Annotated in this window: 30 protein-coding genes, 1 pseudogene and 2 CRISPR repeat arrays; all 31 genes and pseudogenes read right to left on the reverse strand. The window is 28.3% G+C overall.

Annotated features, from left to right (window positions below):
* A pseudogene (locus Q3223_RS18365) lies at window positions 1-180 on the reverse strand (phage portal protein); the annotation flags it as partial.
* A gap of 302 nt (window positions 181-482) precedes the next feature.
* On the reverse strand, window positions 483-794 hold the full coding sequence (locus Q3223_RS18370; protein ID WP_407812347.1) for a type I toxin-antitoxin system toxin: 312 nt from the start codon (window positions 792-794) through the stop codon (window positions 483-485).
* Window positions 795-906: 112 nt separating this feature from the next.
* Window positions 907-1460: direct repeats of the CRISPR family, unit length 29 nt; unit sequence CTTTACATACCACATAGTTAATATAAAAC.
* A gap of 242 nt (window positions 1461-1702) precedes the next feature.
* Entirely contained in the window at window positions 1703-1879 is a 177-nt protein-coding gene (locus Q3223_RS18375; RefSeq protein WP_223195758.1) for a hypothetical protein, read from the reverse strand.
* Window positions 1880-1937: 58 nt separating this feature from the next.
* Window positions 1938-2804: a BRO family protein gene (locus tag Q3223_RS18380; protein WP_223195759.1), complete on the reverse strand. Its 867-nt coding sequence runs from the start codon at window positions 2802-2804 to the stop codon at window positions 1938-1940.
* A gap of 121 nt (window positions 2805-2925) precedes the next feature.
* Window positions 2926-3108, reverse strand: a complete 183-nt coding sequence (locus Q3223_RS18385) for a CopG family transcriptional regulator (RefSeq protein WP_021378871.1) — start codon at window positions 3106-3108, stop codon at window positions 2926-2928.
* Between the two features lie 225 nt (window positions 3109-3333).
* Window positions 3334-3819: direct repeats of the CRISPR family, unit length 29 nt; unit sequence CTTTACATACCACATAGTTAATATAAAAC.
* 95 nt (window positions 3820-3914) lie between these two features.
* A complete protein-coding gene (locus tag Q3223_RS18390; protein ID WP_054270858.1) occupies window positions 3915-4835 on the reverse strand; it encodes an SHOCT domain-containing protein in 921 nt (306 codons plus the stop codon).
* Between the two features lie 84 nt (window positions 4836-4919).
* A complete protein-coding gene (locus tag Q3223_RS18395) occupies window positions 4920-8207 on the reverse strand; it encodes a phage tail tape measure protein (RefSeq protein WP_407812348.1) in 3288 nt (1095 codons plus the stop codon).
* Between the two features lie 258 nt (window positions 8208-8465).
* Entirely contained in the window at window positions 8466-9344 is an 879-nt protein-coding gene (locus Q3223_RS18400) for a hypothetical protein (RefSeq protein ID WP_407812349.1), read from the reverse strand.
* A 164-nt stretch (window positions 9345-9508) separates the two neighbouring features.
* Complete coding sequence (locus tag Q3223_RS18405) at window positions 9509-10552, reverse strand: phage tail tape measure protein (protein WP_235626749.1); 1044 nt, start codon at window positions 10550-10552, stop codon at window positions 9509-9511.
* 180 nt (window positions 10553-10732) lie between these two features.
* The gene (locus Q3223_RS18410; RefSeq protein WP_407812350.1) at window positions 10733-11206 is read right to left on the reverse strand and encodes a phage tail assembly chaperone; all 474 of its coding nucleotides are present in this window, start codon (window positions 11204-11206) and stop codon (window positions 10733-10735) included.
* Between the two features lie 76 nt (window positions 11207-11282).
* Window positions 11283-11705: a phage tail tube protein gene (locus Q3223_RS18415; protein ID WP_095905078.1), complete on the reverse strand. Its 423-nt coding sequence runs from the start codon at window positions 11703-11705 to the stop codon at window positions 11283-11285.
* A 14-nt stretch (window positions 11706-11719) separates the two neighbouring features.
* Window positions 11720-13141: a phage tail sheath subtilisin-like domain-containing protein gene (locus tag Q3223_RS18420; RefSeq protein WP_407812351.1), complete on the reverse strand. Its 1422-nt coding sequence runs from the start codon at window positions 13139-13141 to the stop codon at window positions 11720-11722.
* 3 nt (window positions 13142-13144) lie between these two features.
* Window positions 13145-13348: a hypothetical protein gene (locus tag Q3223_RS18425; RefSeq protein WP_227841810.1), complete on the reverse strand. Its 204-nt coding sequence runs from the start codon at window positions 13346-13348 to the stop codon at window positions 13145-13147.
* Between the two features lie 12 nt (window positions 13349-13360).
* Window positions 13361-14185, reverse strand: coding sequence for a hypothetical protein (locus Q3223_RS18430; RefSeq protein WP_407812352.1), 825 nt, complete (start codon window positions 14183-14185; stop codon window positions 13361-13363).
* Window position 14186: 1 nt separating this feature from the next.
* Window positions 14187-14597 carry a hypothetical protein gene (locus Q3223_RS18435; protein WP_231300610.1) on the reverse strand — a complete coding sequence of 137 codons (411 nt, stop codon included), beginning with the start codon at window positions 14595-14597 and terminating at the stop codon, window positions 14187-14189.
* Between the two features lie 12 nt (window positions 14598-14609).
* The gene (locus tag Q3223_RS18440) at window positions 14610-14993 is read right to left on the reverse strand and encodes a hypothetical protein (RefSeq protein WP_223195768.1); all 384 of its coding nucleotides are present in this window, start codon (window positions 14991-14993) and stop codon (window positions 14610-14612) included.
* The gene (locus Q3223_RS18445) at window positions 14990-15307 is read right to left on the reverse strand and encodes a hypothetical protein (RefSeq protein ID WP_407812353.1); all 318 of its coding nucleotides are present in this window, start codon (window positions 15305-15307) and stop codon (window positions 14990-14992) included. Before Q3223_RS18445 ends, Q3223_RS18440 begins: the two co-directional genes overlap by 4 nt.
* A 2-nt stretch (window positions 15308-15309) precedes the next feature.
* Window positions 15310-15510, reverse strand: coding sequence for a hypothetical protein (locus Q3223_RS18450; protein ID WP_054270867.1), 201 nt, complete (start codon window positions 15508-15510; stop codon window positions 15310-15312).
* A gap of 14 nt (window positions 15511-15524) precedes the next feature.
* The gene (locus tag Q3223_RS18455) at window positions 15525-16577 is read right to left on the reverse strand and encodes a major capsid protein (protein WP_223195771.1); all 1053 of its coding nucleotides are present in this window, start codon (window positions 16575-16577) and stop codon (window positions 15525-15527) included.
* Between the two features lie 7 nt (window positions 16578-16584).
* A complete protein-coding gene (locus Q3223_RS18460) occupies window positions 16585-16938 on the reverse strand; it encodes a hypothetical protein (RefSeq protein WP_223195772.1) in 354 nt (117 codons plus the stop codon).
* A gap of 22 nt (window positions 16939-16960) precedes the next feature.
* The gene (locus Q3223_RS18465; RefSeq protein WP_407812354.1) at window positions 16961-17608 is read right to left on the reverse strand and encodes a phage scaffolding protein; all 648 of its coding nucleotides are present in this window, start codon (window positions 17606-17608) and stop codon (window positions 16961-16963) included.
* The gene (locus Q3223_RS18470) at window positions 17602-17928 is read right to left on the reverse strand and encodes a hypothetical protein (RefSeq protein ID WP_223195774.1); all 327 of its coding nucleotides are present in this window, start codon (window positions 17926-17928) and stop codon (window positions 17602-17604) included. The genes Q3223_RS18465 and Q3223_RS18470 overlap by 7 nt, the downstream gene beginning before the upstream one ends.
* Before the next feature lie 69 nt (window positions 17929-17997).
* Window positions 17998-18150 carry a hypothetical protein gene (locus Q3223_RS18475; RefSeq protein ID WP_332850906.1) on the reverse strand — a complete coding sequence of 51 codons (153 nt, stop codon included), beginning with the start codon at window positions 18148-18150 and terminating at the stop codon, window positions 17998-18000.
* A 1-nt stretch (window position 18151) separates the two neighbouring features.
* Window positions 18152-19771, reverse strand: a complete 1620-nt coding sequence (locus Q3223_RS18480) for a hypothetical protein (protein WP_332850905.1) — start codon at window positions 19769-19771, stop codon at window positions 18152-18154.
* Window positions 19772-19783: 12 nt separating this feature from the next.
* Window positions 19784-21289 carry a phage portal protein gene (locus Q3223_RS18485; protein ID WP_407812355.1) on the reverse strand — a complete coding sequence of 502 codons (1506 nt, stop codon included), beginning with the start codon at window positions 21287-21289 and terminating at the stop codon, window positions 19784-19786.
* On the reverse strand, window positions 21289-22641 hold the full coding sequence (locus tag Q3223_RS18490; protein ID WP_407812356.1) for a PBSX family phage terminase large subunit: 1353 nt from the start codon (window positions 22639-22641) through the stop codon (window positions 21289-21291). Before Q3223_RS18490 ends, Q3223_RS18485 begins: the two co-directional genes overlap by 1 nt.
* Window positions 22631-23314, reverse strand: coding sequence for a phage terminase small subunit (gene terS, locus Q3223_RS18495; RefSeq protein WP_407812357.1), 684 nt, complete (start codon window positions 23312-23314; stop codon window positions 22631-22633). Before terS ends, Q3223_RS18490 begins: the two co-directional genes overlap by 11 nt.
* A 64-nt stretch (window positions 23315-23378) precedes the next feature.
* A complete protein-coding gene (locus Q3223_RS18500; protein WP_407812358.1) occupies window positions 23379-24149 on the reverse strand; it encodes a hypothetical protein in 771 nt (256 codons plus the stop codon).
* 207 nt (window positions 24150-24356) lie between these two features.
* A complete protein-coding gene (locus tag Q3223_RS18505) occupies window positions 24357-24836 on the reverse strand; it encodes a hypothetical protein (protein WP_407812359.1) in 480 nt (159 codons plus the stop codon).
* Between the two features lie 41 nt (window positions 24837-24877).
* Window positions 24878-25795: a hypothetical protein gene (locus Q3223_RS18510; RefSeq protein WP_407812360.1), complete on the reverse strand. Its 918-nt coding sequence runs from the start codon at window positions 25793-25795 to the stop codon at window positions 24878-24880.
* Window positions 25796-25871: 76 nt separating this feature from the next.
* A complete protein-coding gene (locus Q3223_RS18515; RefSeq protein WP_407812361.1) occupies window positions 25872-26513 on the reverse strand; it encodes a sigma-70 family RNA polymerase sigma factor in 642 nt (213 codons plus the stop codon).
* Window position 26514 lies beyond the last annotated feature (1 nt).

Here is a 26514-nt window from a genome sequence, read left to right on the forward strand (position 1 = left end):
CTTGAATGATATTTCTCTTATCTTCTCCCCTTCTTTTTTAATGTCAAATTCACCTAAATTCACTATATCAACAGTTTCAAATCTTTTTTCTTTCTTTATAAATAAACTATCAAGTGGAGTTACTGGAAAATGGAAATCTATTTTTTCTTTTTCATTTTTTAGATATATGTCTATTACCAAGTTATCACTTCCTTTCTAAAATATGTTTGAACATTACACCGCAGTTTTCTTACCATATATTCACTTCCTTTGATTTTTTGTATAAAAAAACACCTACATGTTTGTAAGTGCTTACTGTATTTACAGTTTTACAATTAAATTTATTCATTAATTTAGATTCATTATTATTTTGTATAAAAAATTTCATCTTTTTATTGACTATAAAAAATATTATAGGTAATATTTTTTCTAATTTGTGGTATAATAAAAGCAAGAAGAACTACAATCTATTTAGTCGTAGAGTGGAGTTCATTAAAACTCAATCATTTTTTGGATTTAAACATAAATTTAAATTCAACTATTAGGTCACTCTTTGCACGAGAGTGGCTTTTTGCTTTTTTGATTAATTTACCAATTACGTAAGCTATTAGAGTAGCTGTTAAGCTAGCTAATACGCCAATCAAAAAATTATCCATACATACACACCTCCCTTCTATACGTTGGGAGGATAATCTTTTGTATGAACTCCACTCTATAAATTGTAGATTACATCTTCTTGCTAAAAATATTATAACATATATATTTACATATTTTTCCCATATATTGCTTTTTTCATTATAATCACATCCTTTCAATTAAAAAAACACCTACTGTTTAAGTAAGTGTTCTTTGATATTTTTAATTTTAAGTCCACATAGTTAGTATAAAATTATTTACTATTACTTTACTGTTTATCTCAAAAGAAGACTTTACATACCACTTAGTTAATATAAAACTGCTGTTCTTGTTTCCTCTTTTTCATCCTCAAAAAACTTTACATACCACATAGTTAATATAAAACTCTAAGAGCTGCCATTGCATCATCCATAAATTCAACCTTTACATACCACATAGTTAATATAAAACCTAAAAAAAGTACATTTCTTGCTATAACATCATAACGCTTTACATACCACATAGTTAATATAAAACAAGCTGAGACTCTTAATACCGCATTACAAAAAGCTTGCTTTACATACCACTTAGTTAATATAAAATCAGAAGACGTCGTAAGGGGCTTGTGGGAAGGTATTACCTTTACATACCACATAGTTAATATAAAACAATTTTGAAACATAATTCTTTAAGAGAAAAAGCATCTCTTTACATACCACTTAGTTAATATAAAATGCTTTGCTGAGACTCCAACTGTTCCTACTATAGACTACTTTACATACCACTTAGTTAATATAAAATAATAACAGAACTTACAGGAACTATAGGAGATTTAAACTTTACATACCACTTAGTTAATATAAAATCCCAAAATAAACTTAGCATTTTCAATACTTATACATATATAACTCTCTCAAATTTGCAGTGAACGGCTAGTAGCGCAATTGATAACACTTATCAAACCTGCTCAATGCCTTGTGTTCCAATTGTTAAACCATACTTAAACATAAAAATTGAACACTGCAAAACTCTTTCCTATATTATACCACTTTTTAACATACAAAGCACTTGAAACAACAGAATATCCAAGTGCTTTATCCATATTATTCTACTTATTTTCTCTCTCTTCTTGTTCTCTAAGAATACCTCTCAATATCTCTGCATATTCTTGAAATTTTTCTTCGCTATTTTGTTTTAGTTCATATAACGCATTAGCAAATTTCACAAAATACTCTATATCTTCATCAGTTTTTAAATTATATTCATTAAGTAAATTCTCACGCATTGTATTAATCCCCCCCCAAATTAAACTAAACTAAATTATTTAATACAATCTTATAAATTTACTCAATCTTATAAACTACATGATAATTCTTCTTTTCACCCTGTATCTTAGCAGGTCTATTATTATCATCTATCCAACACTTAACCTTATCTATTACACTTTGTGTATACTTATTGACACTTCCACTCCAACCTCTTTTACTCTCTAGTACTACTAACTTTTCATTATCTTGTATATCTAACTTCTTAATAATTTCACCTACTGCATGAAACGCAGGTTTATTAGACTTAGAATAAATATTTAACTTAGTTGCTATTTGTACTGTGTCAAAGAAGTGTTCCTTTTCTTCTATTTCAAGAGGTAACTCTATTCCTGCCTTTTTGTAAATAGTTTTTGCTGTAAGTAACTTTGCTTTTTCATCTATTCCAGCATTATTTAGAAAAGGAGTTAGTATTTCTATTGTTTTATTAACTGTGTCTAGGCTTTCTATTTCATTTGCCTTGTCACGTAGTGATTGAGGGTTGGCATTATTTGTTATGTATGCACCTGTTTGTCTTATACTTGGTAAAACTTCTCGTCTAAGCCATTTTCTAAACTGTACACCAATTGGTTTATCTGTGTATTGTAAAAATCCATATAAACCATCTTCATAAAAAATAGTTATACTTCTAGCTTTATTACTAATTATATTATTTGCGACTACATTTAAAGTAGTTACAAAATCATTAAATTCATTTCCTTTCAATACATCATACTCTTGTTCAATCTCAAAGTCTTCTGCTTTTATGCAATCCTGTATTGTTTTAGATACATCAGCATAATCGAATAATCCAACTATTTGATTAGCTATCCAACAAGATTTTTCTTTCCACATAAAAGTATAAATTTGACTTCCATTGAACTCTTTTACTATTAAATTTTTCATAATATTACACTCCTTAAATTTGAATTTTTTTAAGGAATGATGTATACTAACATTAGTATATTTGTAGTATACATCAATAGGGGTTACTCAATCTTTGGTCGGGGAGAGTGACCCTTATTTTTTATTCCTTCTCTTCTAACTTCTCAATACCTTTTCTTACAGCTTCATTTTTAGTAATACCATATTTTTTTGTATATGTTTCTAAAATTTCTTCATGCTTACTATCCAATCTAACTGTAATTCTTTTATTCATAGCAGTTTCCGTTTTAGGTCTGCCAACCTTATTTTTAGTTATAGTAATCACCTCCTGTATAATTATCGGCTGACACTTATTATTATAATTGATGTCTGCCAATAATTCAATAGGTTTTTACTAATTTTTTCTAATTATTTTACTCAACCGACCAAATTTGAGCAAAACAAAAGCACCTACCATAAAAGTAAGTGCTTTCTTTTTCTATTTAGTTTTTCTCCACATAGTTAATATAAAACGGAATAAATATATACATTTTATGCCAATTGATTCATTCTTTACATACCACTTAGTTAATATAAAACTGCTCTCTCGTAGTCTGGCAAATCTGTATATTCATGCTTTACATACCACATAGTTAATATAAAATATTGCATGGTTATATTATTGCACCACAGGACTTCACCTTTACATACCACATAGTTAATATAAAATACGAGGATTAAATGATAATATGGCAATAATATTGTCCTTTACATACCACATAGTTAATATAAAACACAAATCAATAGACTTAATTTTATGCGACCTTCCTTACTTTACATACCACATAGTTAATATAAAACCAGCATGGCGATTGGCAAGAGTAAATTACTATCAACCTTTACATACCACATAGTTAATATAAAATCTTTATAGTAGTAGTTTTTATTCCTTTATCTTTCAACTTTACATGCCACTTAGTTAATATAAAATTTGGAAATGTAAGCCAAACTGCACATCATTTAATAAGCTTTACATACCACTTAGTTAATATAATCTTCTATTTCCATTATACCACTTTTTAACATACAAAGCACTTGAAACAACATAATATTCAAGTGCTTTGTATGTTCATACTTATTTATTTTCTCTTGTTATAAATTCAATAATTCTTTTTTCTTCTTACTAAATTCTTCTTCTGTTATTGCTCCCATGTCTAATAACTCTTTTAATCCTTTTACTTGTTGTATTGCATCATCATTTGATTTTATTTGTTTTTCTTTATTATTTTCTAAATTATTCTTACTTATATTTATTTTTCTCCTTATATTGTCAATAAATTCTTGGCTATGAAAATTAAGTATTGAATCTTCAGCTATTATTTCCCTTAATTCTCCATGAGAAAAATATTCAATACTTATAAACAACTTTTCAGTTTTACTTTTTTTATTTCCAGTTCCTGACAACCCACCAACAATTGTTCCCATAGGGCCAAATAAAGTTCCTATAGCTGCTCTTCCAACAACAGACTTATTATTATATGCTATTTCTTTCTCACTATACTTATTTACACTATATAAATCAGAAAATTTAATACGCATTTTTTCTTCTTTTAAAAGTTTGCTCTCAATAACTAAACATGCATTATGGTTGTCAATAATTATACTTATTGCTTCACCCCTACAATTAGGAACTCCAACAGAATTATAGTAATCCATCTTCATTACCCCTTGTTTAACTATTTTATTTTTATTTCTTAATATAGTATCTGTCTTTTTATCTTGCATATCTGTTATATTTTGATTAATTATATTGCATATTTTATCTTTTGAGTTACTTTTAAAATACAATACACTTTTTTTGCTTTCTATAATTAGCATATCATTATCAATAAATACTTTCTCTATATCTAAAAGTTTTATTTCACTAATAGGTACTTGTTGCAATGTATATACAGATACTATTTTTTTATCTATATACATAGTACATGTAAGTTCATTGTTAAAATGTGGGTGCCCTTTTATATACATAAGCTTAAAATTCTTTATGTCATCTTTTCGTTTAAAAAAATTCATTTTAATCCCCTCATAAATCAAATCAATAGTCTATAATGTTATTATAACATCTATAAGGAGGATTTTTTTAACAATAATTCGACATTATCCAATATCTTGTAATGCTTCTCTTAGCTCATTTTCTACTTGAGACAATATTTCTTGTATCATTTCTTCTTTGTTATTGTTGTCTTGAATATTTATAGATATTCCACCAACATTAACCGCATTGCTTCCACTAGAAATTATGTTTTGTGGTTGAGCTTCTTGATAAATTCTATTTTCTGTATTATTAAATTCTTCTTGTCTAGTAGGAAAATCCCTAACATTATTAATAATATTAGAAGTACTATTTTGAACACTACTTGTAGAATTAAAGCTAGTTCCTAATTTTTGAGATATTGGAATTACATTATTACTTGCTTTAGTTCTAAGTATTTGCCCTGCTTGTTCATATAAACTTAATGCTCTACTTCTCTTGCTATTAGAAAGAGGAATGACCATTTCAGGACCTGCTTCTCCACAAATACTTGGTTTACTTGCAACACCACCATCTGCAAAATGGTCTAGTATATTGCTTACTCCACTCTTTACTATACTTACAAAACCGGTTATTTTAATGGAAAGTTTCTTTTTAAGAGAATCCCACGCTGATTTAATTGAATCCACTTTGCTTTTAAATCCATTTTCTACAAGACTTACAAATCCACTTATTTTTCCAGATAATTTAATCTTTAATCCTTGCCACCATAAACCAACTTGTTGGACTTTTTGTTGAAAACCATTACTTATAAAACTAACAAATCCACTTATTTTTTGACTTACATTAGCTTTTAAATCAGTCCACCATTGTTTTATTTGCCCTACTTTTTCTGAAAATCCATTATCAATAAAATTTACAACTGCTTTAAGTGGTGCTCCTAAAACCCCTTTTACACCTTCCCATAATGATTTAACTACATCTCCAATACCTTTGAAAGCATCAGAAAATCCTTGTTTTATTTTTTCACCATCACCACTAATTATTCCACCTATGATTTCAAATATTCCTTTTACTATATCAATTACACCTTTTATAGCACCTGCCACAGTGTTTATAATGGATGTAATTGCATTAATAACAGAAGTTATAACTAAAACTATAGAGGTCGCTACACCTTTAAGTAACCCTCCCCCTATATCTCCGAAAGTAGATACTAAGGAATCTTTTATCTGCTTTAAATAGTCTATAAAAGGTTTTGCTGCTTCTTTTAATTGATTGAAAGCATTTCCTAGCTCTTTGAAAGATGTTCCTACACTTTGTGTTGATTGTTTTAACTCATCCATATTAGTTTTAGTTGTTTTAGTTGTTCCATCATCTTTAACAGGCTTAAATAAATTTGAAAAGAAATCTTTTATTCCACTAAATGCCTCTTTTATTGGTTCGAGAGCTTTTCCTAACTCTGCAAAACTAGATTTTAAGTTATCAAAAACTGGTTTTAAACTTTCTTTCGTTTCTAAAACTTTTTGTTTTAAATTTTCGAAAGGTGTTTTGATATTTTCATCAAATACATTTTTTAAACTTCCAAAAGCTTCTTTTATACTGTCCAAAGAGCCCCCAAAAGTTTCTTTAAGATTAGAAAAAGATTGTTTAAATGTATCTATAGCAGGTTTTATGCCTTCTAAAAGTTTATTTTTTAATTCCGTTGCTTTGTCACCTACAAAAGAAATTATATTATTAAATACTTCTGTTGCAGATGTTTTGAGTTCTTCAAATTTCTCTTTAATTTTCCCAATACCTTCACCTATTTTTTGACCTAATGAGCTTATATATGCTTTTGCTCCGTTTGATGAAGCTTGTAACTCGTTTGATGCTTTCTCTCCAGATAAATTGACAGGTTGAACTTTTGGAGCTGCTTTAGCAGGATTTTTTAAGAAATCTTTTAATTCATTCCATTTTTTCTTTATACCTTCCACTTTTTTACCAAACTTAGTATCCAAAATATCGACTACAGCTTGGATTGGTGATGTCACAAAATCTATTAATCCACTCCATAATGATTTAACAATATTTATAACCCCTTTAAAAATAGTTTTAAACCCATTAGCAACTTGGCTCATATCTCCATTTATAAATCCTTTAGCTATATCAGCTATTCCTTTAAATACATCTATTAATCCATTTACTACTCTTGTTATTGTATTCACTATAGCTATTATCTTATTAATAATCACATTGAACGAATATATAAATTTTATTATAAAAACTGTTGCCAAAAATTTTATAACTGGTGATAATGCATTTATAAACATTGAGCTTAATTTAGAAAAAGTTAAAAACAAAGGTTTTAACGCACTTATAAGTTCTTTAAATTTACTTTTTATTTGTTCTATAAAAGGATTTAAAGATTTTAAAAAATTAGATATTGATTTTCCTATGTTTTTAATACTGCTCCTAAACGTTTCAGATTTTTGATAAGCAAGTAAAAATGTTCCTGCTAACACACTTATGGCTAAAACTATTGCACCAATAGGTCCAAGAATCCCAACTATTCCCCCAATTAGTGTTGATGCTGTAGCTATCTTTGTAATTATACTTATTACACTAGAAATTACTGTTAAAGCTTTAAAAGCCATAAATCCAGCAACAACAACACCAATAATAGAAATCACACCTTGTAAAACACTTTTAATTTTATCAAAGTTATTTATAAAATTACTCACAAAGTTTACAATTGAATCACCAACTTTAGGCATACTACTAATTATATTTTTCATAAAGTTTCTTGTTACTGGACCTAATTTTTCTCCTATACTAATTTTTACATCATTTATAGTGTTTTTTAATTTAGCGAACTGCCCATTCAAGGAATCCATCTTCATGTCAGCTATTCTTTTAGCTTCTTCCTCGCTTTCAGCTATGGCTTTTTTTAGTTTATTGTAGTCACTTTCACTAGCATTTACTATTGCAGCCCAACCACTTGAAGCATTAGCTCCTACTATATCTCCTAAAGCTCCTACTTTTTTCGTGTCACTAAGCTTACTAAGTTTATTTCTAAGTTCATCTATTGTTGCAGCTAAATCTAAGCTTCCACTTTTAGTTGTTTTCATTTCTATTCCATATTTTCTCATAGCTGTTGCGGCTCTCTTAGGCTCATTTATAAGTCTTAAAAGCCCCATCCTTAAAGAAGTCCCTGCCTGACTTCCTTTGATAGCGCTACTCGCCATTAAACCTGTTGCCAGAGCTATATCCTTCATAGGTACACCTAATGAACCTCCTAGAGAGCCAATGAATTTAAGTGTTTCCCCAAATAACTCAACATTGGTGTTAGAGTTTGTTATAGTTGCAGCCATAATGTCAACGAATTGTCCTGTATCTTTAGCAGTCATTCCTAACGCAGTTAATCCATCCAATAGTTATTATCTCTAAGCTTTTTATCTTAGACTCTAGAAGTTTCCCTCATTTTCATCGGCTTGTCTTTTCAAGCCTAGTTTGGCGTACATTTTCACCCTCGTCTAATTCGTTAGGGTGTTCGGCACTCTTGGGAGTATTATATTTATTCAACTCCTACGCTCTACGGTGTATTACAACCTTTCGTAATCTGTAATATTACCTCGGTACTTTCATATTCTTATTAAAAAACTTTAGTATAATAAAAAGCATCTTAAAATTTAAGATGCTTGATTCTTGTTATTTTTCATAAATTCTTCAAATTGTTCTTTCTTGTTATCTCCAAATCCATATAAATTGTGAAATTTATTATGGCATATCTCACATAAAGTTACTCCATTATCTACATTAGTTCTTTTCTCTTTGCACCAGTTATAACCATCTAAATGATGGGCTTCTAAATTTCCACCTTTATCATCACTACAACATTGACAAGTATAATTATCTCTTTCATATACAAGTCTTCTCCATGTGTTATACCCATCTATGCATCTTAATTTCACTCTATCTTCTTCACTTAAATCCAATTTGTAAAATGGATTATTTTTTCCTACTAAAATTACTTGTTGATGTTTAGCGTTACAGTCTTGTGAACAGTAATGATATTTATGAATTTTATATCTATGTCTCTTAACATTTATTTCTTTCCCACAATTATCACAGCTACAATTAATATCTCCACCTTTGAAATTTGGATTGCTTTCTTTTTTTAGAATTTTCTTTTGATGTTCTGCTTTACATATCTGAGAACAATAAAAGTTTTTTTTAGTTGTACCATCAGAATTTTTAATAGTACATTTAAGTATATTAATTTTTTTTCCACAATTACTACACTTAACATCAATATTAGCTTTTTTAAAGTTAGGATTACTTTCTCCTTTTAATGTTAGCTTTTGGTGTTTAGACCTGCATTCAGATGAACAATAATGGTGCTTTGACCTTTCTATCTCATATGGTCTTTTTTCTATTTTTTTGCCACAATAATCACATTTTGTTATTACTTTCGGAAACTTTAATTCATTGGAACATTTCCTTGAACAACACTTCTGATTAACCTTTCCATTAAATTCTTTCCCACAATTTTTACATAGATTTTTCATTTTTAAATACCTCCGCAGTATTTTTCCTACTTAATTTATAAAAGGGAAGAAGTCTCGGAAATACTCCTTTTCAATTAGGCTCGCGACTTCCTAATCTATCCCTATAAATATTATACTATAAATTATCAATTAGAACTTAGAATCTACCGATTTTGCCGAATGTTTTATGCTATAGATTTCTCCATAACCGACCAATGTATTTCAGTCACAATATCAGACGTTAGTGCCAAATCTGTTCCTCCTGTTGCTGCTAAATTCAAGATGCCTGGCATACCTTCGATAATCTGATTAGTTTTCCAACCTGCCATACCTGCATAATACATTGCATCAGCCACTTCCCTAGCTGAATATGCAGTTGTTTTTCCAAGTTGTCTAGCTTTATTTGTTAAACTTTCTATTTCTTTTCCGCTTGCTCCTGTGACAGCTTGAACATTTTTCATTCCTTGTTCAAAATTAGCAAAAGTTTTTATAGAAGAACCAAACCCTATACCTCCAAGTGCAACAGTAATTGCTGTTGTTAATTGAGCGAATTTACTTATTGCTCCACTTATAAATGAATCTATTTTACTTCCAATACCACTCAAAGTTGGACTAGCTTCATCTTTTAATTTTACAATTGCTTGATAAGTCTTATTAGAAAACTCTTGTAATTTACTCTTAGTACGAGAAATAGCATTTAATGCTTCTTCACCTTTTGCTTTAATATTTATTATTGTGTTGTTTTTGAGTTCTCCTAACTTACTTCTAGTTTGAGAAATAACTCTTAGTGCTGGGTCAGCTTTCATATTCAAGCTAATTATTGTAGCCACAGTCAAATTTTGTACCTTTGCCTTTACTTTATCTACAATTTGACTAGCTTTGTCTCTAGCTTTTAACAAAACTTCTCTTTGTCTACTTGTAAGTAAACTATTTACTTTATTTTTAACTCTATTTACAACGCTAGATGCTCTATCTTTTGCGTTTATAGTTGTAGATATTGTTCTACTCACTCTTTTCAAGTTGTTGCTAATTCTATTTACAACACTAGACGTTTTATCTTGAGCTTGGATGGCTGGATTAGCTTTTATCCTATTAAGTGCTTTCATCCTTTTTTCAGTTTGCTTCATGTATCTTTCCATAGCACTTAATTTATTTTTAGTTTGTTCATCTCCTGTAATATCAATAACAACATCAATGTGATACATCTCTTTTTTAGCTATTTCTCTCACCTCGCTTTCGGTTTAAATTTTATTTCTTTTTCATAGCTTTGTTTTCTTGCTCTATTTCATGTTGAGTAAAAACTCTAAGAAGCTGTTGAGGTGTTTTCTCTCTTTTTAGAAAATCTTCAGGAAGAACACTATGTTTAACATATGCATTATATAAAATAGTAATCTCCCCACCTCTTTTTATTAGTTTTTTATATCATCATCACTTAATTCTTCATAAAATCCAGATAACTCTAGTACTTCATCACTAATTAATGCGATTTCACCTGCTAAAAACTTTCTTCTTATAAATTCCACCCCACTAGAAACATTCATAGAATTAAGAAGCCTTGCATCGCCAAAATTAGGAACTATTGTAGCTTTTTCTATTAGAGCTATATTAAATTCATCTTCCATTAGTTTACTTTCCCTTCTACCCCTTACCTTAGTAACTTTTGTATATTTTTTCTGCAATGCACTTATCTCTTTTTCTGTTAAAGCTCTAAGTGTGAGTGGTATATCTAACCTTTTTACAAAAATAGTTTTTTCAGGTAATATAGCATCCTCTGTTAATTTCATAATTATATTATCTTCTTGTTGCTTTGCTATTTCATCTTTAGTAAGCTCTCTTTCTTCTTCTATTTCTTCATTTAAAAATTCTTTATCTAAGTTTGCCATTTTTAACTTCCTCCAATTTTATAGTTTTATAAAAAGCTACACATAAAATTAATTACGTGTAGCTTAAATTTATTTATTATGCTATTTCATCTAACAACTCATATCCTTCAAAAGTTCCATCTATTTGTATTTCTATATTTTCATCAGATTTTATGCTTGCTAGTTGTATTTTATCTACCATGCAATTTTTATATCTAATTCTTTCATATCCAACTAGCCCAGGATTTTCTATTTCTGTAATTATTTCAAATTTATTAAATCCTTTTTTAATCCATTTAGACGTAGTTTTAAGTACAGTAAAAGAGAAAGTACCTTTTTGAGTAGATGCTTTATTAAGTTCCCATTTGCAACCAATTACTCTAAAAGTCTTTTTATCATTTTCTACCTCAGCTGTAAATTCTGTTCCATATCCTTCTTCTTCTCCATCAATTATTATTCTAGCATTTGAACCATCAACAACATTTGCAGCATCTATAATATTTTCATCATATTTGCTCATCTTTTACACCTCCTTTATCCTAAATAACCAGTACCATATATTTTTTTCATCACATCAACCTTAATAGCATCCCATTTCCAATAAAACTCATCTGCTTTGGCAGTTGCTTGAAGCTCTGTATCTATATCAACATTAAACTCTGATATAATACCTTGTGACATTAATTCTTCAAAATATTTCTTTAATGCACATATAACAGTTGTCTGTCCTGTCGCATCATTAAATATTTTCCCTACAAACTCTTTTCTTTTCAATGAAGTATCTTTATTTATAGTGTTAATAAACATAATATTAGAGATATATCCCATAGCTTCATTCTTATCATCTACATACTTTTTAAATGTGTTTACATCATCAACTATAATCACGTCTCCATCATCAAAATCAAGTATTAATGTTCCTGACTTTAAGCACTCTTTAATCTCCGATTGGCTTAGACGTGGTTCTACTTCCTCAAATATAGTCTTAGCATTACATACACTACCTGTTATGCCTTTGCTTACTGCTAATGCTCCTATATAAACAGCTACTTCGCTAGGTGTATATTTTATTCCCTCATAATAAGCTGAGCTTCCAGTGTTAATTATATTTTCATCATTAAAACTTTTTGATTTATCATTAATTTGTTTTATATTATCCTCTGTTTTTCCACCTAGAAATAACAGTATGTCTTTTCCTAATTCTTTATTTTTAGCTACCCAAGCCTTTGTAGTTTCTTGTAAAGCTTCCTCAGCTACACCATCAAGTACAAAGCTATCAAAACTATATCTCTCAAATTCTTCTAATGCTTTTAAATAAGACTCATTTGTTATAGATGTGCAACCATCATTACCACCCTCGAGTGCTACATTTACTAAGTTTGCTAATGTTGTATCACTATCAGCTACTTTAGTTGCAATTACATACTCATTATCTAAATTAGAGTTTATTTCTAGCACTATTTCATCTATAGTACCTTTGACACTTGAACTAAATAATTGCTTAGTTCCTTCAAAGAATATAAAGTCTTTTTTATCTGCATCAACTAAATTAGATTTTATTGTTACATTAAAGTTTCTAGCTGTTGGATACTTAGTTTCTAGCTTAATTACATCTTTTGCACTATTCTCTGTAGTATCTTTTAGTGTTAATGTCCCCTTCTTTTGATTTCCATCTACAAGCCTATATAAAAGTAATTCCTTTACATTCCCTAATAAAGCTAATTTACCTAACTTATATGCTGAATAGTTCATATCATCACCAAATAAAGTTTTAAGTTGTCTCAAATCATTTTTTATTGTTATTACCTTACCAACTTCTCCCCAATTAGCCCTAATAGGCATTGCTAATCTACCCTTTAAACCTGTGTTTGCAGACTTTTCTGCTTGTGTTTTAAAGCGATTGTAAAAACCAGGTATTTCTTTTTTCTCTTTTTCATTCCATGTTCCAGTTGCCATATACTATTTCACCTCTCTTTCTAAAAACTCTTTTATTGCTTTCTCAAACTCTGATTTTGTAAGTTCTTCTTTCTTACAATTAAATAAAGCACCTGCAACTACTTCTTTCTTGTAGCCAAGTGCTTCACTATTTTTTAAGAAATCATTTTTCAAATATTTTTCTTCCTGCTTACTCACATTAATCTTTTTATTATTTGTTTCAGCCAACCCTTGCACCTCCTATCTTAAGTTTCCATTACTATAAATTTCATTCATAATAGGTCCTTCTCTTTTTATCTTACCTATCATTTTAAATACTACAGTTAATTGTCCTGTGGTAAACATGTCTGATTCTCTATCTTCAACTACACTAACAAGAGTTAAGTACATATTCTTATCTTCTCTAAGTCTTACTCTCTTATCTATTATTAACTTAGTCTCCAATTCTTCAAGAAGCTTAACTATTTCATCTTTATTTTTACTTACAACATGACATTTCATAGTTTTAGTAATCTCAATCAGACGATAGTTAATCCTTTTATTTTCAATATTTGTAGTTCGCCATAATGCACATGGAGCTATAAAGTTTTTCTTCCAATTATCCTTGTAACTCTCGATTTCTAATAAATCTTTTGTGTACTTAGATAAAGCTTCAACCCATCTATCACTAGTTATATCTTCTTTATCATCTAAAGCTATTACACTAAACCTTAGACATCTTATTATAGCTTCCCATTCTTCATCTATGACATCTTGACCAACTGCACCTTCATAAATACATGTAAATACCTCGTTGGTAGTATCATCTGTTATAGTTTTAAAATCTAATATTTCTATAACTTCTTTTGTAAGTTCATCTAATTTATTAAATGTGGTTCTTTTCTCATATAACCAAATATTTATGTTTCTTCTAAAACCTATAACCTCGCCCTCGCTGTCAGAATCTTCGCCTTGAACAATTACAGCATATGGTTTTATAGTCTTTTTATTAGGTACAGTTGGTTCATAACAATCTTTAAGCCTTGGTATATTATCAATTAAGGTTTTTCTTATTCCTGCTCTCATATTATTTACTCCAATGCCCTTCTATTAATTTACCTATCTTAGGCATATTCCTGCTGACCGTAGTTTTTAAAGAATGTGTGCCTTTAGTTCCAGGATGTTGGACCTTCATAACAGGATGTGAAGCTCCATTCCAAAACAAAGCTTTTGCACTTCTTGGTTTTATAACATGAGGTGCTGAACCTTCCTCTAAAACAGTTCCATAGTCAACTCCATGCCCTAATCTAACAATGTATTGATTTCCTCCACCTAGACTAGTTCCTGTTATACCTTGTCTTGCATTCCCTGTCCTATCAGTCCATTTTGCACTACTCTTAGCTTCTCCTTCTAACATAAAAGCTATATTCATACACAAAAGTGGCATTGTAGACTTCTTCCTATCAATTTCATTTATAGCCTTAGTAAACACACTCATAATAAATCACCTCTAATCTAGCTTTTCAAGACCACATATATAACCACAAACCTGTTCCTCAACTACAATAGGATTTACATAGTTTAGTTTCATAGTGCCTTCAATACATTTAAAAGTTATATCACTTTCAGTATTTAATCTTAAACTAGCTTCTCTATCTGCAACCATACCAAAATTTTTATTTTTATAAGCTGTACCAATAGTTTCACTATTTATTACTGTATCATTAGTTTTTTCGGGATATATAACTACTGTTAGTTCTTTTATTTCATTTGTAATCTCAATAGCTCCATCCACTATTTGTTTAATTTCCTGCTCTATAGTTATTGTTTGAGGATTTAAAGCTATCCCTCGATTAATAGTTTTTATTATCTTATCAGCTCTTAATTTTCTCATTGGCCATCAGCTCTTATCATAGATGTCTTATATCCTGTAATAGTTGTTTCATTCTTTGATTTTTCTTCTAAATAGTCAGTTTTATATATATCTGCTAGAGTTAACCAATACGAACTGTTGCTAGACTTAGTTTCGATAGGACCTATTTTTATTTCATCATCTGTAGCACCTTTTAATAAACAACCTCTCCATGAAGCTTTTAGGATATTATTATCATTAGATTCAAGAAGTAACTGTAATTGTTCATCTGTAAAATAAGGATACTCTTCTTCTTGCAAATTGAGTTTTAATTTATCTAAATTGTTAATAGCCATGTCTACTCACCATCTTTGTTGAGAATCTCATTATTATTCTTTTCCTCAGCTTCTCCTATTACTTCTATATATCCTTTTTCTTCCATAGATTCTTGGTCTGCTTTTCTAATCTCAAATACATCACCTATTTTATAGCATTCATTATCATACTTTAGATATACCAAAGCTTTTACTTGCATTAAATTATCTTTCTTTTTAGCCATAATATCCTCCTTTTTTAAGATGCTACTGTAGCAAAGAAGCAATCATCTGCTCTTTCAAAACTTGGTATTCCTACCATAGAAACTTTTGTATCTATTGCAACAGGGTCTTCCTTAACCATAGTTGTAATTGCTATGCCAGTTTTTACAACTTGTGTATCTAACTTACCACTACCATATTGACTGTCAAATTCTTCAGGAGTAGTTCCAAATATGGTTTTTCCTAATGTACCTTTTGGAATCAAAGACACAAGATTGTCTTCATAATAATTCATTGAAATTTCTTCTTCATTCAAGAAAGTTCCATTTAGAATTGCTACTTCTAAATCTAACTTTTTCTTTAAAAATGAAATATAATCTTCATCAGTAATTATAATATCTCCAAAGTTTCTAGTTTTCAAATCTTTTGTTATAGCTTCATTTTGAGTTATATATATAAAGGTCTTTTCAGTTAATAACATTCTTGTTGGTTTTTCTAAGCCTTCATCTACAAATACTTTTTGCCATCTTTTTATGTCTCCCACTATATCAGCTTTAGGGTCGCTCCACATTGCACTTCCTGTTAAAGCTTCTTTATGGTTAGCTGGTATATCATAATCAACAACAACATCTCCATCTTTTGTAATCAACTCTATTTCACCTTTTTGCATCAATTGAGCTCTCATTCTTGTCATTTGAACTCCTGCTCCATCAACTAGATTTGCATAATTTTCAAAAACTGTTTTTGTCAGAAATTCTACTAGATTTTGATTGTTAGCATCTTGATATATAGTTAATTGTCTTCTGTCATTTTCATCAATTCCAACAGCTTCTTTAAAGAATGGCATTTCTTTTTTCTTTATAGATACATCTGCTTTTAATGCTCTTACTTTTGCTGCTGAATTAAATGTACTCATTCTTAATGCAACTGGATTTTTCTTACTACCTTTTGCTATTTCTATCTCTGTAGATAATTGCTTTGTTACTGGAAATAGAGCTTCATCAATAGTTACTCTTGGTGGTAAGTTTTTAATATATAAAGCTATTTCCTTTGAATTTATAAAGTTTTTTAATTCCATTAGTCTTTTCATCCTCCCATTATATAAATAATATTCTTCCTGCTACTGCTTTTTCAGCTTCGACAGTTATTTCTTCATTTGTGTATTCTTTTAATCTAGTTTTATTAAGAAAGCCGTGTACTAACACTGGTAATATTTCTGTTCCTTTTGAATCATTAAAGTCAACCTCATTAAATACTACTCCATAAGTTGTTGCATCATTTACAGGTATTCCACTACTATTTACTAAAGTACCTGCTGGTAATACACCATCAACTAACTTACTTTGTACATCTGTCTTTTTTACCTTAAAATTTAAATTTATATAATGCTCTCCTGCTATATCTCTAATGTCTTTTTTGCCTACAGAAATTGTTTTTGAGCTTTGTCTCATTTTTTTATTCCTCCTTTATAATTTATTTAAAAAAGCTATCTAGTGATTCTGTAGCTTTACTTGCTTCTGCTTTTTCAGCTGCTAATCTCTCGCCTAGACTCTTTTTCTCGCTTCCTTCTTCACTTGATGTAGTAGAACCTAAGTTATCAAGTTGTTTACCATCTATTTTTATCTTTATATCTTCTTTATCTTTAAATAAATAACTATCACTTTCTTGATAAGCTTTTATTTGTTCATCTAAGCCAATGAAATTACCATCAATTAATTTAACATTTTCTTTGTTTATTAGGGCTGCTAAAGCTTTTGGATTTTTAGGATTATAACTTTCAATAGCTCTTTCAAAAGCTGTATTAAATTTTAAAACCTCAATTTCTTTTTCTGCATTTTCTTTAATTTCTTTATTTGCATTTTTAAGACTTTCAATTTCATCAGATAATTCTTTGTTGTCTTTAACTTTGCCTTGCAAGTCATTTAATTGCTTATCTCTATCCCCTATTTGCTTTTTATACTCTTTAATCTCTTTATTAGCATTTTCTAACTCTGTCTTTTCAACATACTTAGAGTTTTTAATATTATCTAAAAGAAGCTTATTTTCTTTATCTTTAGATAATTTTTCATAAACTTTTTGTCCTTCTTCATCTCCAAGTAACTTTTTAAAATACTCTAACATTCAATTCCCTCCTTTAATGATTTTTGTAAATTTTTTACTACTTCATTTGTTACAAGATTTAAATCAAACATATTAGGTATTGATATTTCATCTGAAACAAGTTTTATTATATTTTCACTTATTATCAATGTATAATGAGAATTATAATTTTCTCTTAAAAAATCTACTACTGGATTACAAAGAGATTTCAATTTATATAACTCTAACTCTTTCCTTAAAACATTTTTTTCTTTCTTTTCATTATTTAATTTTCCTTGTAAACAATTTATTTCTTTAGATTCTCTTACTACTGATTTTATTCTTTCTTCTTCTAAATCCATACTTCATGCCCTCCTTATAATTAAGCATAATAAAAGCACTCATTAATATTTAATTAATAAGTGCTTACTTTATTTTTGTATCAATTTCTTTAACTTTTCTTTATACTCAGCATAACTATTGTATTCATCATAGTTAAACCCAGGTGCGTTTTTACCATATTTCTCTTTATATAATCGTCTTAACTCTAACAATTTTTTATCTTTTCTCATTTCTTCAAGCAATCTAAATCCCTCCTAACAATTCATTAAATATTTTATCCAAATCATTTAAATGTTCTTTAATAAAACTATTTATTTCTTTATTATTTTGATACTTTAGTGTAAATAAATTAGCAAATATTTCTTTTTCTTTATTTCTGTTTTTACTCCAATATTTTTCGCTATGAGTTGCTAATAAATCCTCAAATTCATTATTAGATAATGCTCCTAGTATATCACTAATAAATTCATTATTATACAACTCATTAGAATTAGTATATATACTTTGCAAGTTCTCAATATTCTTCATAACATATATAGAGCTATTTTCAATAGCTTTTTGGAACTTAATATTATTATAGCTCTTAATTTCTTTTATATCAATTCTATGTGCAAACTCATGAAGTAAAGCAGCTTCTTTATTATATGATTTAAATTCCTTAATATTTGGGTTAATACCAACTAAATCAACCTTAGTATAATAAATAAAAGGTATTTTTTGACTATTATCAATTAGTATTTTGCTTGGTTGCACATACTTGTTAATATATTTTTGAACTTGTTTAGGTGCTTTCTTTGACTTATTCTTAATTGAATTAGTAAGGTTCTTTTTAATTCTATCATCTTTACTATTTGTAGCTATTTTATTCTTTTTATTTCTTTGTTTCTTAATAAGTGGAACACTATTATTTTGCTGTACTGCTCCATTATACCAACTATCAAGAATATCATTATCTCCACCAGTTGCCCAATCATTCATCATTTTAGAAGCTTCACTAATTGGTACAATTACTTGAACTGGATAACATAAACAATTAGGGTGTGGAATAGGATATTTTTCGGGTGGGAAAACTCCCTCACCTAATCCATATCTATTTTGCCCTGCATACTCGTCACATTCATCCTCGCCCCTCCATTTTACTTGTCTAATATAATGTTGAGAACTTAGGTTCCATTGCAGACCAACGCAAAATGGATTATTTATCGCATTTTGAACACTTGTTTCTACAAAAGCATGTGTTATAGAGGTTCTAGCAAGTCTTTGAGCTTGATAAGATATACTTTTATTCATTCCAATTTCTAACGTCTTAGCATCTGTTCTTTTAGTTGGATTAACATAATTATCTAAGCTCTTTGCTAAAATTTTTGCATTAGCACCTCTTGCAACATTAGCTTTTATTAATCTATCAATATCTTTTCTATTTTTATTACTATAACCCCAAATCCTACCCTCTAATGACTTTTTATCTTTATAAAAGTTACCTGTAACTAGTTTTTCCACTACACTAGTAGTTGTCTTTATACACATAGCATCACATGCAAGGTTCATAGCTGTATTTGGAACTATTGATTGATAGTAATACATTTGTAATTCTTTAGATATATTAGAAGCTTCTATTACACTTTTTTCTGTAATAGGTACTAATCTTTGATTTAACTCGTTAATGTACTTCTCGATTGATTTATTTAGCTTTTTTAAGTATTTAGTATTTAGATTTAACGCTTTATTTTTAGCAATATCACTTAAAATAGTTTTACTAGCATCTTTGTAGACATTTAATATCTCTAATTGTACTTTTTTATCTAATAATAAAAGTTTTTTTCTAGATTCAAGAACTTTTTTTGTATAAGAGTTGTCTTTCATATTAATACCTTGTTATTCTTCAATATTCTTATTAGAATTTTTATTATTAGATTCATTATTTAACTCTTCATCAATATTATCAATCTCTATATCTGCGTCTTTTCTGAACTGGTCTTGCTCTACTGATTGTATTTTTTCAATATCTTCTAATATTTCATTAAAAGATGTTTCATAATCATCATCACTACCAAAGTCTTTTATGTAACTTCTATGACTTCTAACATTATTGTTAACTTCCTCCATTGCTAAACGCTTGTTGTCTTCCTCGTCTTCGGGTATTGGGAATTTCTTTTCTAAAACTATTAAATAGTCTAGTTTAGTCCAAATTTTATCATAGTTATCATAACAATTAAGTTTGTCACATGCTTCAATTATTAAATTAATCAATAATTTTATACCTGGTTCCCAATCGTTCCACTTCTCGTAGCATCTAGCTATTAAATCATAATAAATATACTTCAAAGCTTTAGCACTAGGGATATTAAGAAGCTGTTCAGGCTTTGGAATACTCAATTTATCTGACATACTATCTTCAAGTCTCTTTAAAAACATATTAATTGGTTCAGCACTAGAGAATGAACTTTCAACCCTTTTTGCTTGTGCCTGTTTCCCATTTTCACTTGCATCATTACTTTTTAATGGCATCAGTGCATTAGGAGCTATTTTTGTTTTATTTACAGTTTCCTCAGTAGCATCTATAATAGCTGTTTGACCAAACATTTGAAATCTTAGAGCATCTGAGAAATCAGAAACTCTTCTATTGAGCTGATTTTGAAGCTCTTTTAACTGTGTTATGTCACTTTGACCTCTTGTATTTATTAGGTCGCTTTCATTTAAAAATAATATGCATGGTATTTTTGTAAATATTGTATTATATGTTTCAACACTGATAGGATTACTTAAATCTTTCTCTTTGAACTGTTCTATTTTAAACTTACACACATCATTTTCTAAATAATAAGTATATCTATTGTATAAATTATCATCATCTATTTTACTTATAAATCTAACCACTACAACTTTAGTTAGATTACCTTTCATATCAACTTCATAATTAAAGTCGCTTGAATCGTGGTAATATAAACTAATTGGTTCATTTTTATTAGCTTCAATCCTTAATAATACTCTTTTAGTTACTGTTGCAATCCTAAAAGCTTTTAGTGTCTCGCTCCAAAATTTATTATCATCTAATATATCATCAATGAAAATTCTTAAATTCTCACAAGCTTCTTTATCTTTTTTATCTCTAGCTTTAAACAACAAATTAGGCTCTTTTCCTAAAAAAAATCTTGCTTGTTTTTTTATTAATTGTTCTATTTTATTGTCAATTAATTGTGTTGGAACATAGTCTAAATCATCATTTACAACCCAACTTTGACCTAATAAAGTTTTATCAAGTTTATACTTATCTTCTTCGCTAACTGCACCTTTATAGAAAAAATAATCTTCTTTTATCTTTCTCATTTCTTTCTTTTGTTCAGATGTTAAACCAAGCAAAGTATTTTTTACACTATCCACTAGAATATGACTCCTCCTTTCTTATTATATTGATTTTGTATATTATTTTTCTTCAGTCCTAATCCTTTGTTATAAATATCATTACTATATTTTAGCTCTTTAATGTCTGATACCTCATAACCGTCAAGTGCATACCATATAGCACTAAATGTGTGAGGGTCTATATTAAATTCATCATATATTAGGTTGCTATTTTTATCTGTAGCATATGTTAGGTTCTTTAATTCTTTTATTGTGTGTTTACACTCATTTGAACAATAAATTTTTTTAAATCTCTTAACCTTCTTAGTATTTTGTAGTCTACTTCCAGCGTATTTCTTAGCACCAAATATATTAAAACCTTGTTGTCTAAAATATTTTATAGTCTTAGGTTCAGCAGCATCAGCTTTTATTAGTTCTTGAGTATCTTTAAATTCCTTAATATCTTTAACAGTCACATCATCTGTAGTTTGATTCTTATAGTACTCCCAATAGATATACAAATATTTGTTTTCATGGTCTATAGCTAATCTTAAAAGTGCATTGTATGATTTTTCAAATCCAAAATCGAATCCAACTTTATAATACCTTTGTGGTATATTAGATATTTTATTTATAACTTCTTGATGTTCCATAACTTCAAACTGTGGTAATACCTTAGTTCCATTTATACCAAATCTTCCTTTTCTTGCTATTCTGTATAAATCGTAGTCATATTCTTTCATTTCATCAAGTTGCTCTATATAGCTTTTTGGCAGAAAAAAATTATCATCTGCAACTGAATGATGATAATATGTATTATTTTTTATTACTATTCTATTTTTATATAACACAGTATCATCTAATATAAACCTGTCTTTTTCTTCATCTCTAAAGAAATGTTTATAGGTCCAGTTATCTTCGCCAATTGGATTAGTTGAACAAATTATATGATTAGATAGACTAGGATGTCTCAAACGTCCTAAGAGTTCTTTAAAGCCAGTGTATTTGACTTCTGAACATTCTTCCAACCATATTATAGATACACTATTTATTGATTTTAATTTGGCTGGATTATCCATGCCTTTAAAAATTATCTTACTCCCATTTGGAAATATAACTCTCATAGGGCTTGTTTTAAATGATAATATATCTCCTAAACCCATACTTTCTGCAACTTCTTCTAATAGAGAAAAACAACTATCTCTCATTGTGTCATATACTTCTCTTACCACTAAAGCTTTTCTTTTTTCTTCAAGAAGCTTAATAATTAATTTAGTTGCTACATGATAACTCTTTGAACTTCCATATCCTCCAACAAGAAAATAAAATTTGTAATCCCAATTGAATATAAAATCATAAAAGTGGTCATTTGATATAAATTTACTTTCCATTTTCTCTACTCGCTTTCATAACTTTTACAGTTATCTCTTTATCTGTATCATCTTTACTTAGGTTATCAACCTCACATTTTAACTTTTCAACTCTATTTTTCTGCTCCTCTGTAGCCAAATTCCAATCCTTATGAATCATTTCATCATACTGCTTAATTAAACTCCTTAACTCACTCATAGCCCTACTCTGTGCATTAAGAAAAGATGCTTGCCTATCCCACGCAAATTGAAATTCATACTCTATCCTCTCGCCATTTTCTGTACTTTCATGTTTCTTGAGTTCCTTAATCATTTCTTCTTTATCTTTTACATACATTATCTTTTGTGCTCTTATTATTGCTGCATATTGAATGGTTATCTGTTCCCAAAGAATATCGAATTTATCTTTTATAGATATTTCTTGTATTAGCTCTTGAGTTTCTTTGGGCAAATATTTTGAGAAGAAACCAAACTTTTCAGCATTCTTATTTCCAGGAGGTCCAGTGGCATTTTTATTACCTATGGGTGCACCCCTTTTACTTTTAGGTGCACCTTTCTTTTTTTCACTAGACCAATTGTATCTTTTTATCCATGACTTTAAAGTGTTTAAACTAATGTCATACTTTGCTGATATTTCCTTTTGTTTCATACCTTTTAGGTAATCTTGTTTTACCTTTTCTTTGACATCTTGCACATCACCACCTCGTTTGTTTGTCGTTTTGAGAATAAAAAAAGAACTCTGGTTAGAGTTCTTTAGTTTATTTAAAAATTCTATCTATCTTATTTTTTTCTTTTGGATATTTATTTTTAACTTCTTTTTCTATGTATTTATTAAATTTGTTTTCCTGTGTAATTCGAATAATTGGCGCAAATGCAACAATCATTCCTGATACCATAACTAACATTAAATCATCTTTTTCAATTAAAAAATTGCTTTCTAAATTCAATACCTCTAAAATTTCATCTGTAATTATTGACTTTTTTACATTAAATTTATATATATTCATCTGCCAGTAACAAAGAATATATATGCTTCTTTCTAGCATTTTATTTATGTCATTTTCATTTTTTTGATTCAAATGTTTAATAATATTCTTGAATATCTCAATATAATAAGTATCTATTTTTAATATTTTATCTTCATTTTCTTCAGAGTACTTATCATCATAAATGTTAAGCGTCTTATCAGAAAAAAGCATTCTAATCTTTTCATTTTCATTTTTTGCTTCTTCTAATCTTAAAGTAGCATTTTCAATGTTATCAACTATATCCTCCAGTTTTTTGGATGTATCTAAAAGACTATCTTTAGTGTTATCTGATTTAGTCTCTCCTATTAAGGTTAATATAATTGCTAAAACAGATAATATTATTCCAGATAAAGTTGCCCCAAAAGCAATCCATTGTGATAAGTCTTTATTATCATATCCTCTATCTGTTATAACAACCACTAATGCTAATATTAATATAACTATAATATAAAACATGTGAACTTTCAGTTTATCCTTTGAAAAAATTTTATCTGAATCCATAATTCCTCATCTCCCTCCAAAGTATAAAATTCAACTTCAAAGGTCAATATCCTTCAACAATCGTTCGACAACTACAAAATAATATAAAAAAGACCAAGTCGAGATAACTTAGTCTTTTTCAAGAGAATATATTATACACTTGTTTCATACTACCATTATAACAGGATTAAAATATCATTAAAATATCATCTTTTTATCATATATTTATCAAACAATTGATTTTAGACCATCTACACCAAATAAATATATACCAAGTTCTATTATCATCTCATTAACCCAACGTCTTGATGTAACTACTCCACAGTTTAATATTTCTGATATTTCTTCATAAGTTTTTTCATCAAAATAGTAAAGCTCCAATGCTCTATATTTTTCATATGATTGTAATCTCTCTTGTCTTAACTTTAAAGTTTTTAATGCTGAATCTATATGAGCTATCATAATAATAGTTCTTGTTTTACTTTTTTTAATGCTTAAAATATATAACTCTTCATCTTCAAAATCAGATAAATTTTCTTCTAAATAATCTACTTCTTTAGCTTCACTTACTGCTGAGTTTATATGTCTTTTAAAATCATTATAATGCTTCATCAATAATCTAGTATTATATAAGACTCCTTTTTTTCTCTTTTCTCTTTCTTCTTTTCTTAATTCTCTTACAATTTCTTTTATACTTTCTTTATCCACTTAAACAACTCCTTTTTCTATCTTTAAATTTCATATTAAGCTTATATAATCTTATGTACCTCTCCAAGCTCATTATCTTCACTATCAAAGACTTTATAGATTACAACATTGCCTCTTTGTCTTTTGAGCTTGTAATTTACTGTTATATCTATAATTGATTTTCTCTTCAACTGAAATACTACAGTGCTATTTCCATAATCTCTGTAATTACTTATTAATTCTTTTATATTTATTTCTTGTACTGATTTCTCCATTGTACCATCACTATTCATAAAGTAAGATGTATCTCCAAATACTTCATCAAATACAGAATGCATACTTTCTTGTATTTTTTTATTATTTTCTATAAAATTATCCATATGGCTCCATAAAGCATTAAATAGTGGCATTTCCCAATCTGGACAATCAACAAAATCTTTATATCTTCCTTTTCTCCATCTATATTCTCCATGATGAACAAAGATTAATTCATATATAAAGTTAAAATCTCTACTCATTTCTTCTTTAGAATGTTTTTTCATAAATTCATGGTATTCATCTAATATCTTTTCATTAGCTCCAATCAATTGACATATTTCTTTTTTAGTAAATTCTTTATTTATACTATCAAATAATGGTATTAAAGCATTTCCATAGGCACATATAAGAGATTCACAACTATCAAGTAAACCTTCTAAATAGTTTATATACTCTTTAATCTTAGTCTTATTACCAAGTTCTTGCTTTAAATACGATTTATATTCTCTTCTTTTATCTCTTATTCTTTCCATGTCTTTTAAGTTATCTCTTATTTCAAACTTGTATTTCACTAATAAATTACTTAAAAATAATCTATCATTAACCGTATTCTCAGTAAGATAAACCTTTGCTCTATCCTTTTGAATTCCAGAAAAAGAATTTAATGCTTTTTCCAATACTTCTTTTTCTCTTTCTTCTTTTGTTTTAAACGCAGTTATCATATTAATTCCTCCAAAATAATCATTTTTGAATAGAATATACTATATTAGTATATCCTATTTTATTTTATACTAGGTATTATATAGTCATATTATGCTTACTTATTTCTAGTAGACACTTTTCTTTAAGATTTTGTATTGCCCTATGTTTACCACTATATATCGCGTTATAAGATTTATTTATTTTTTTTGATATTTTTTCTGTGTTATATCCTTTTAGATACATCCTTATAATTTCCTTTTGTGGCTGAGGAATATATCTAATTTTTCTTTTCACTATTTTCATTTGTAATTTTTTCTCAGCTTCTATTTCTTTCTCAATTATGATTTCATCCACCAATAAATCTTCATCTTGTATAAACTCTATAAGTTCTGTATATTCATTAGAATCTACATTTTTATTTAAAACTAAAATCTCATTTGCAAACTTTTTTGTTTTACTTTTATTTACTAACTTAATCATGTTATTTTTTATAACTTTTTGAAAATAAGCATTTACATGTTCTATTTCAATTTTATAATTCATTGTAGCTTTCCATAATTCTGCTTGTGCTTCTGCTATTAAATCATCTTTTTCAAAAATACCTTTTAAATACTTCACATAAATAGATGCATTAATTTTTATATCTTTATCAAGAACATTTAGTATATCATTAAAAGCTAATTCATCTCCACTTCGAGCTTTTCTAACTAATTCTTTCAATATTTCATTTTTATCCATA

Source organism: Clostridioides sp. GD02367, assembly GCF_045900275.1.
Classification (GTDB): Bacteria; Bacillota; Clostridia; order Peptostreptococcales; family Peptostreptococcaceae; genus Clostridioides; species Clostridioides difficile_A.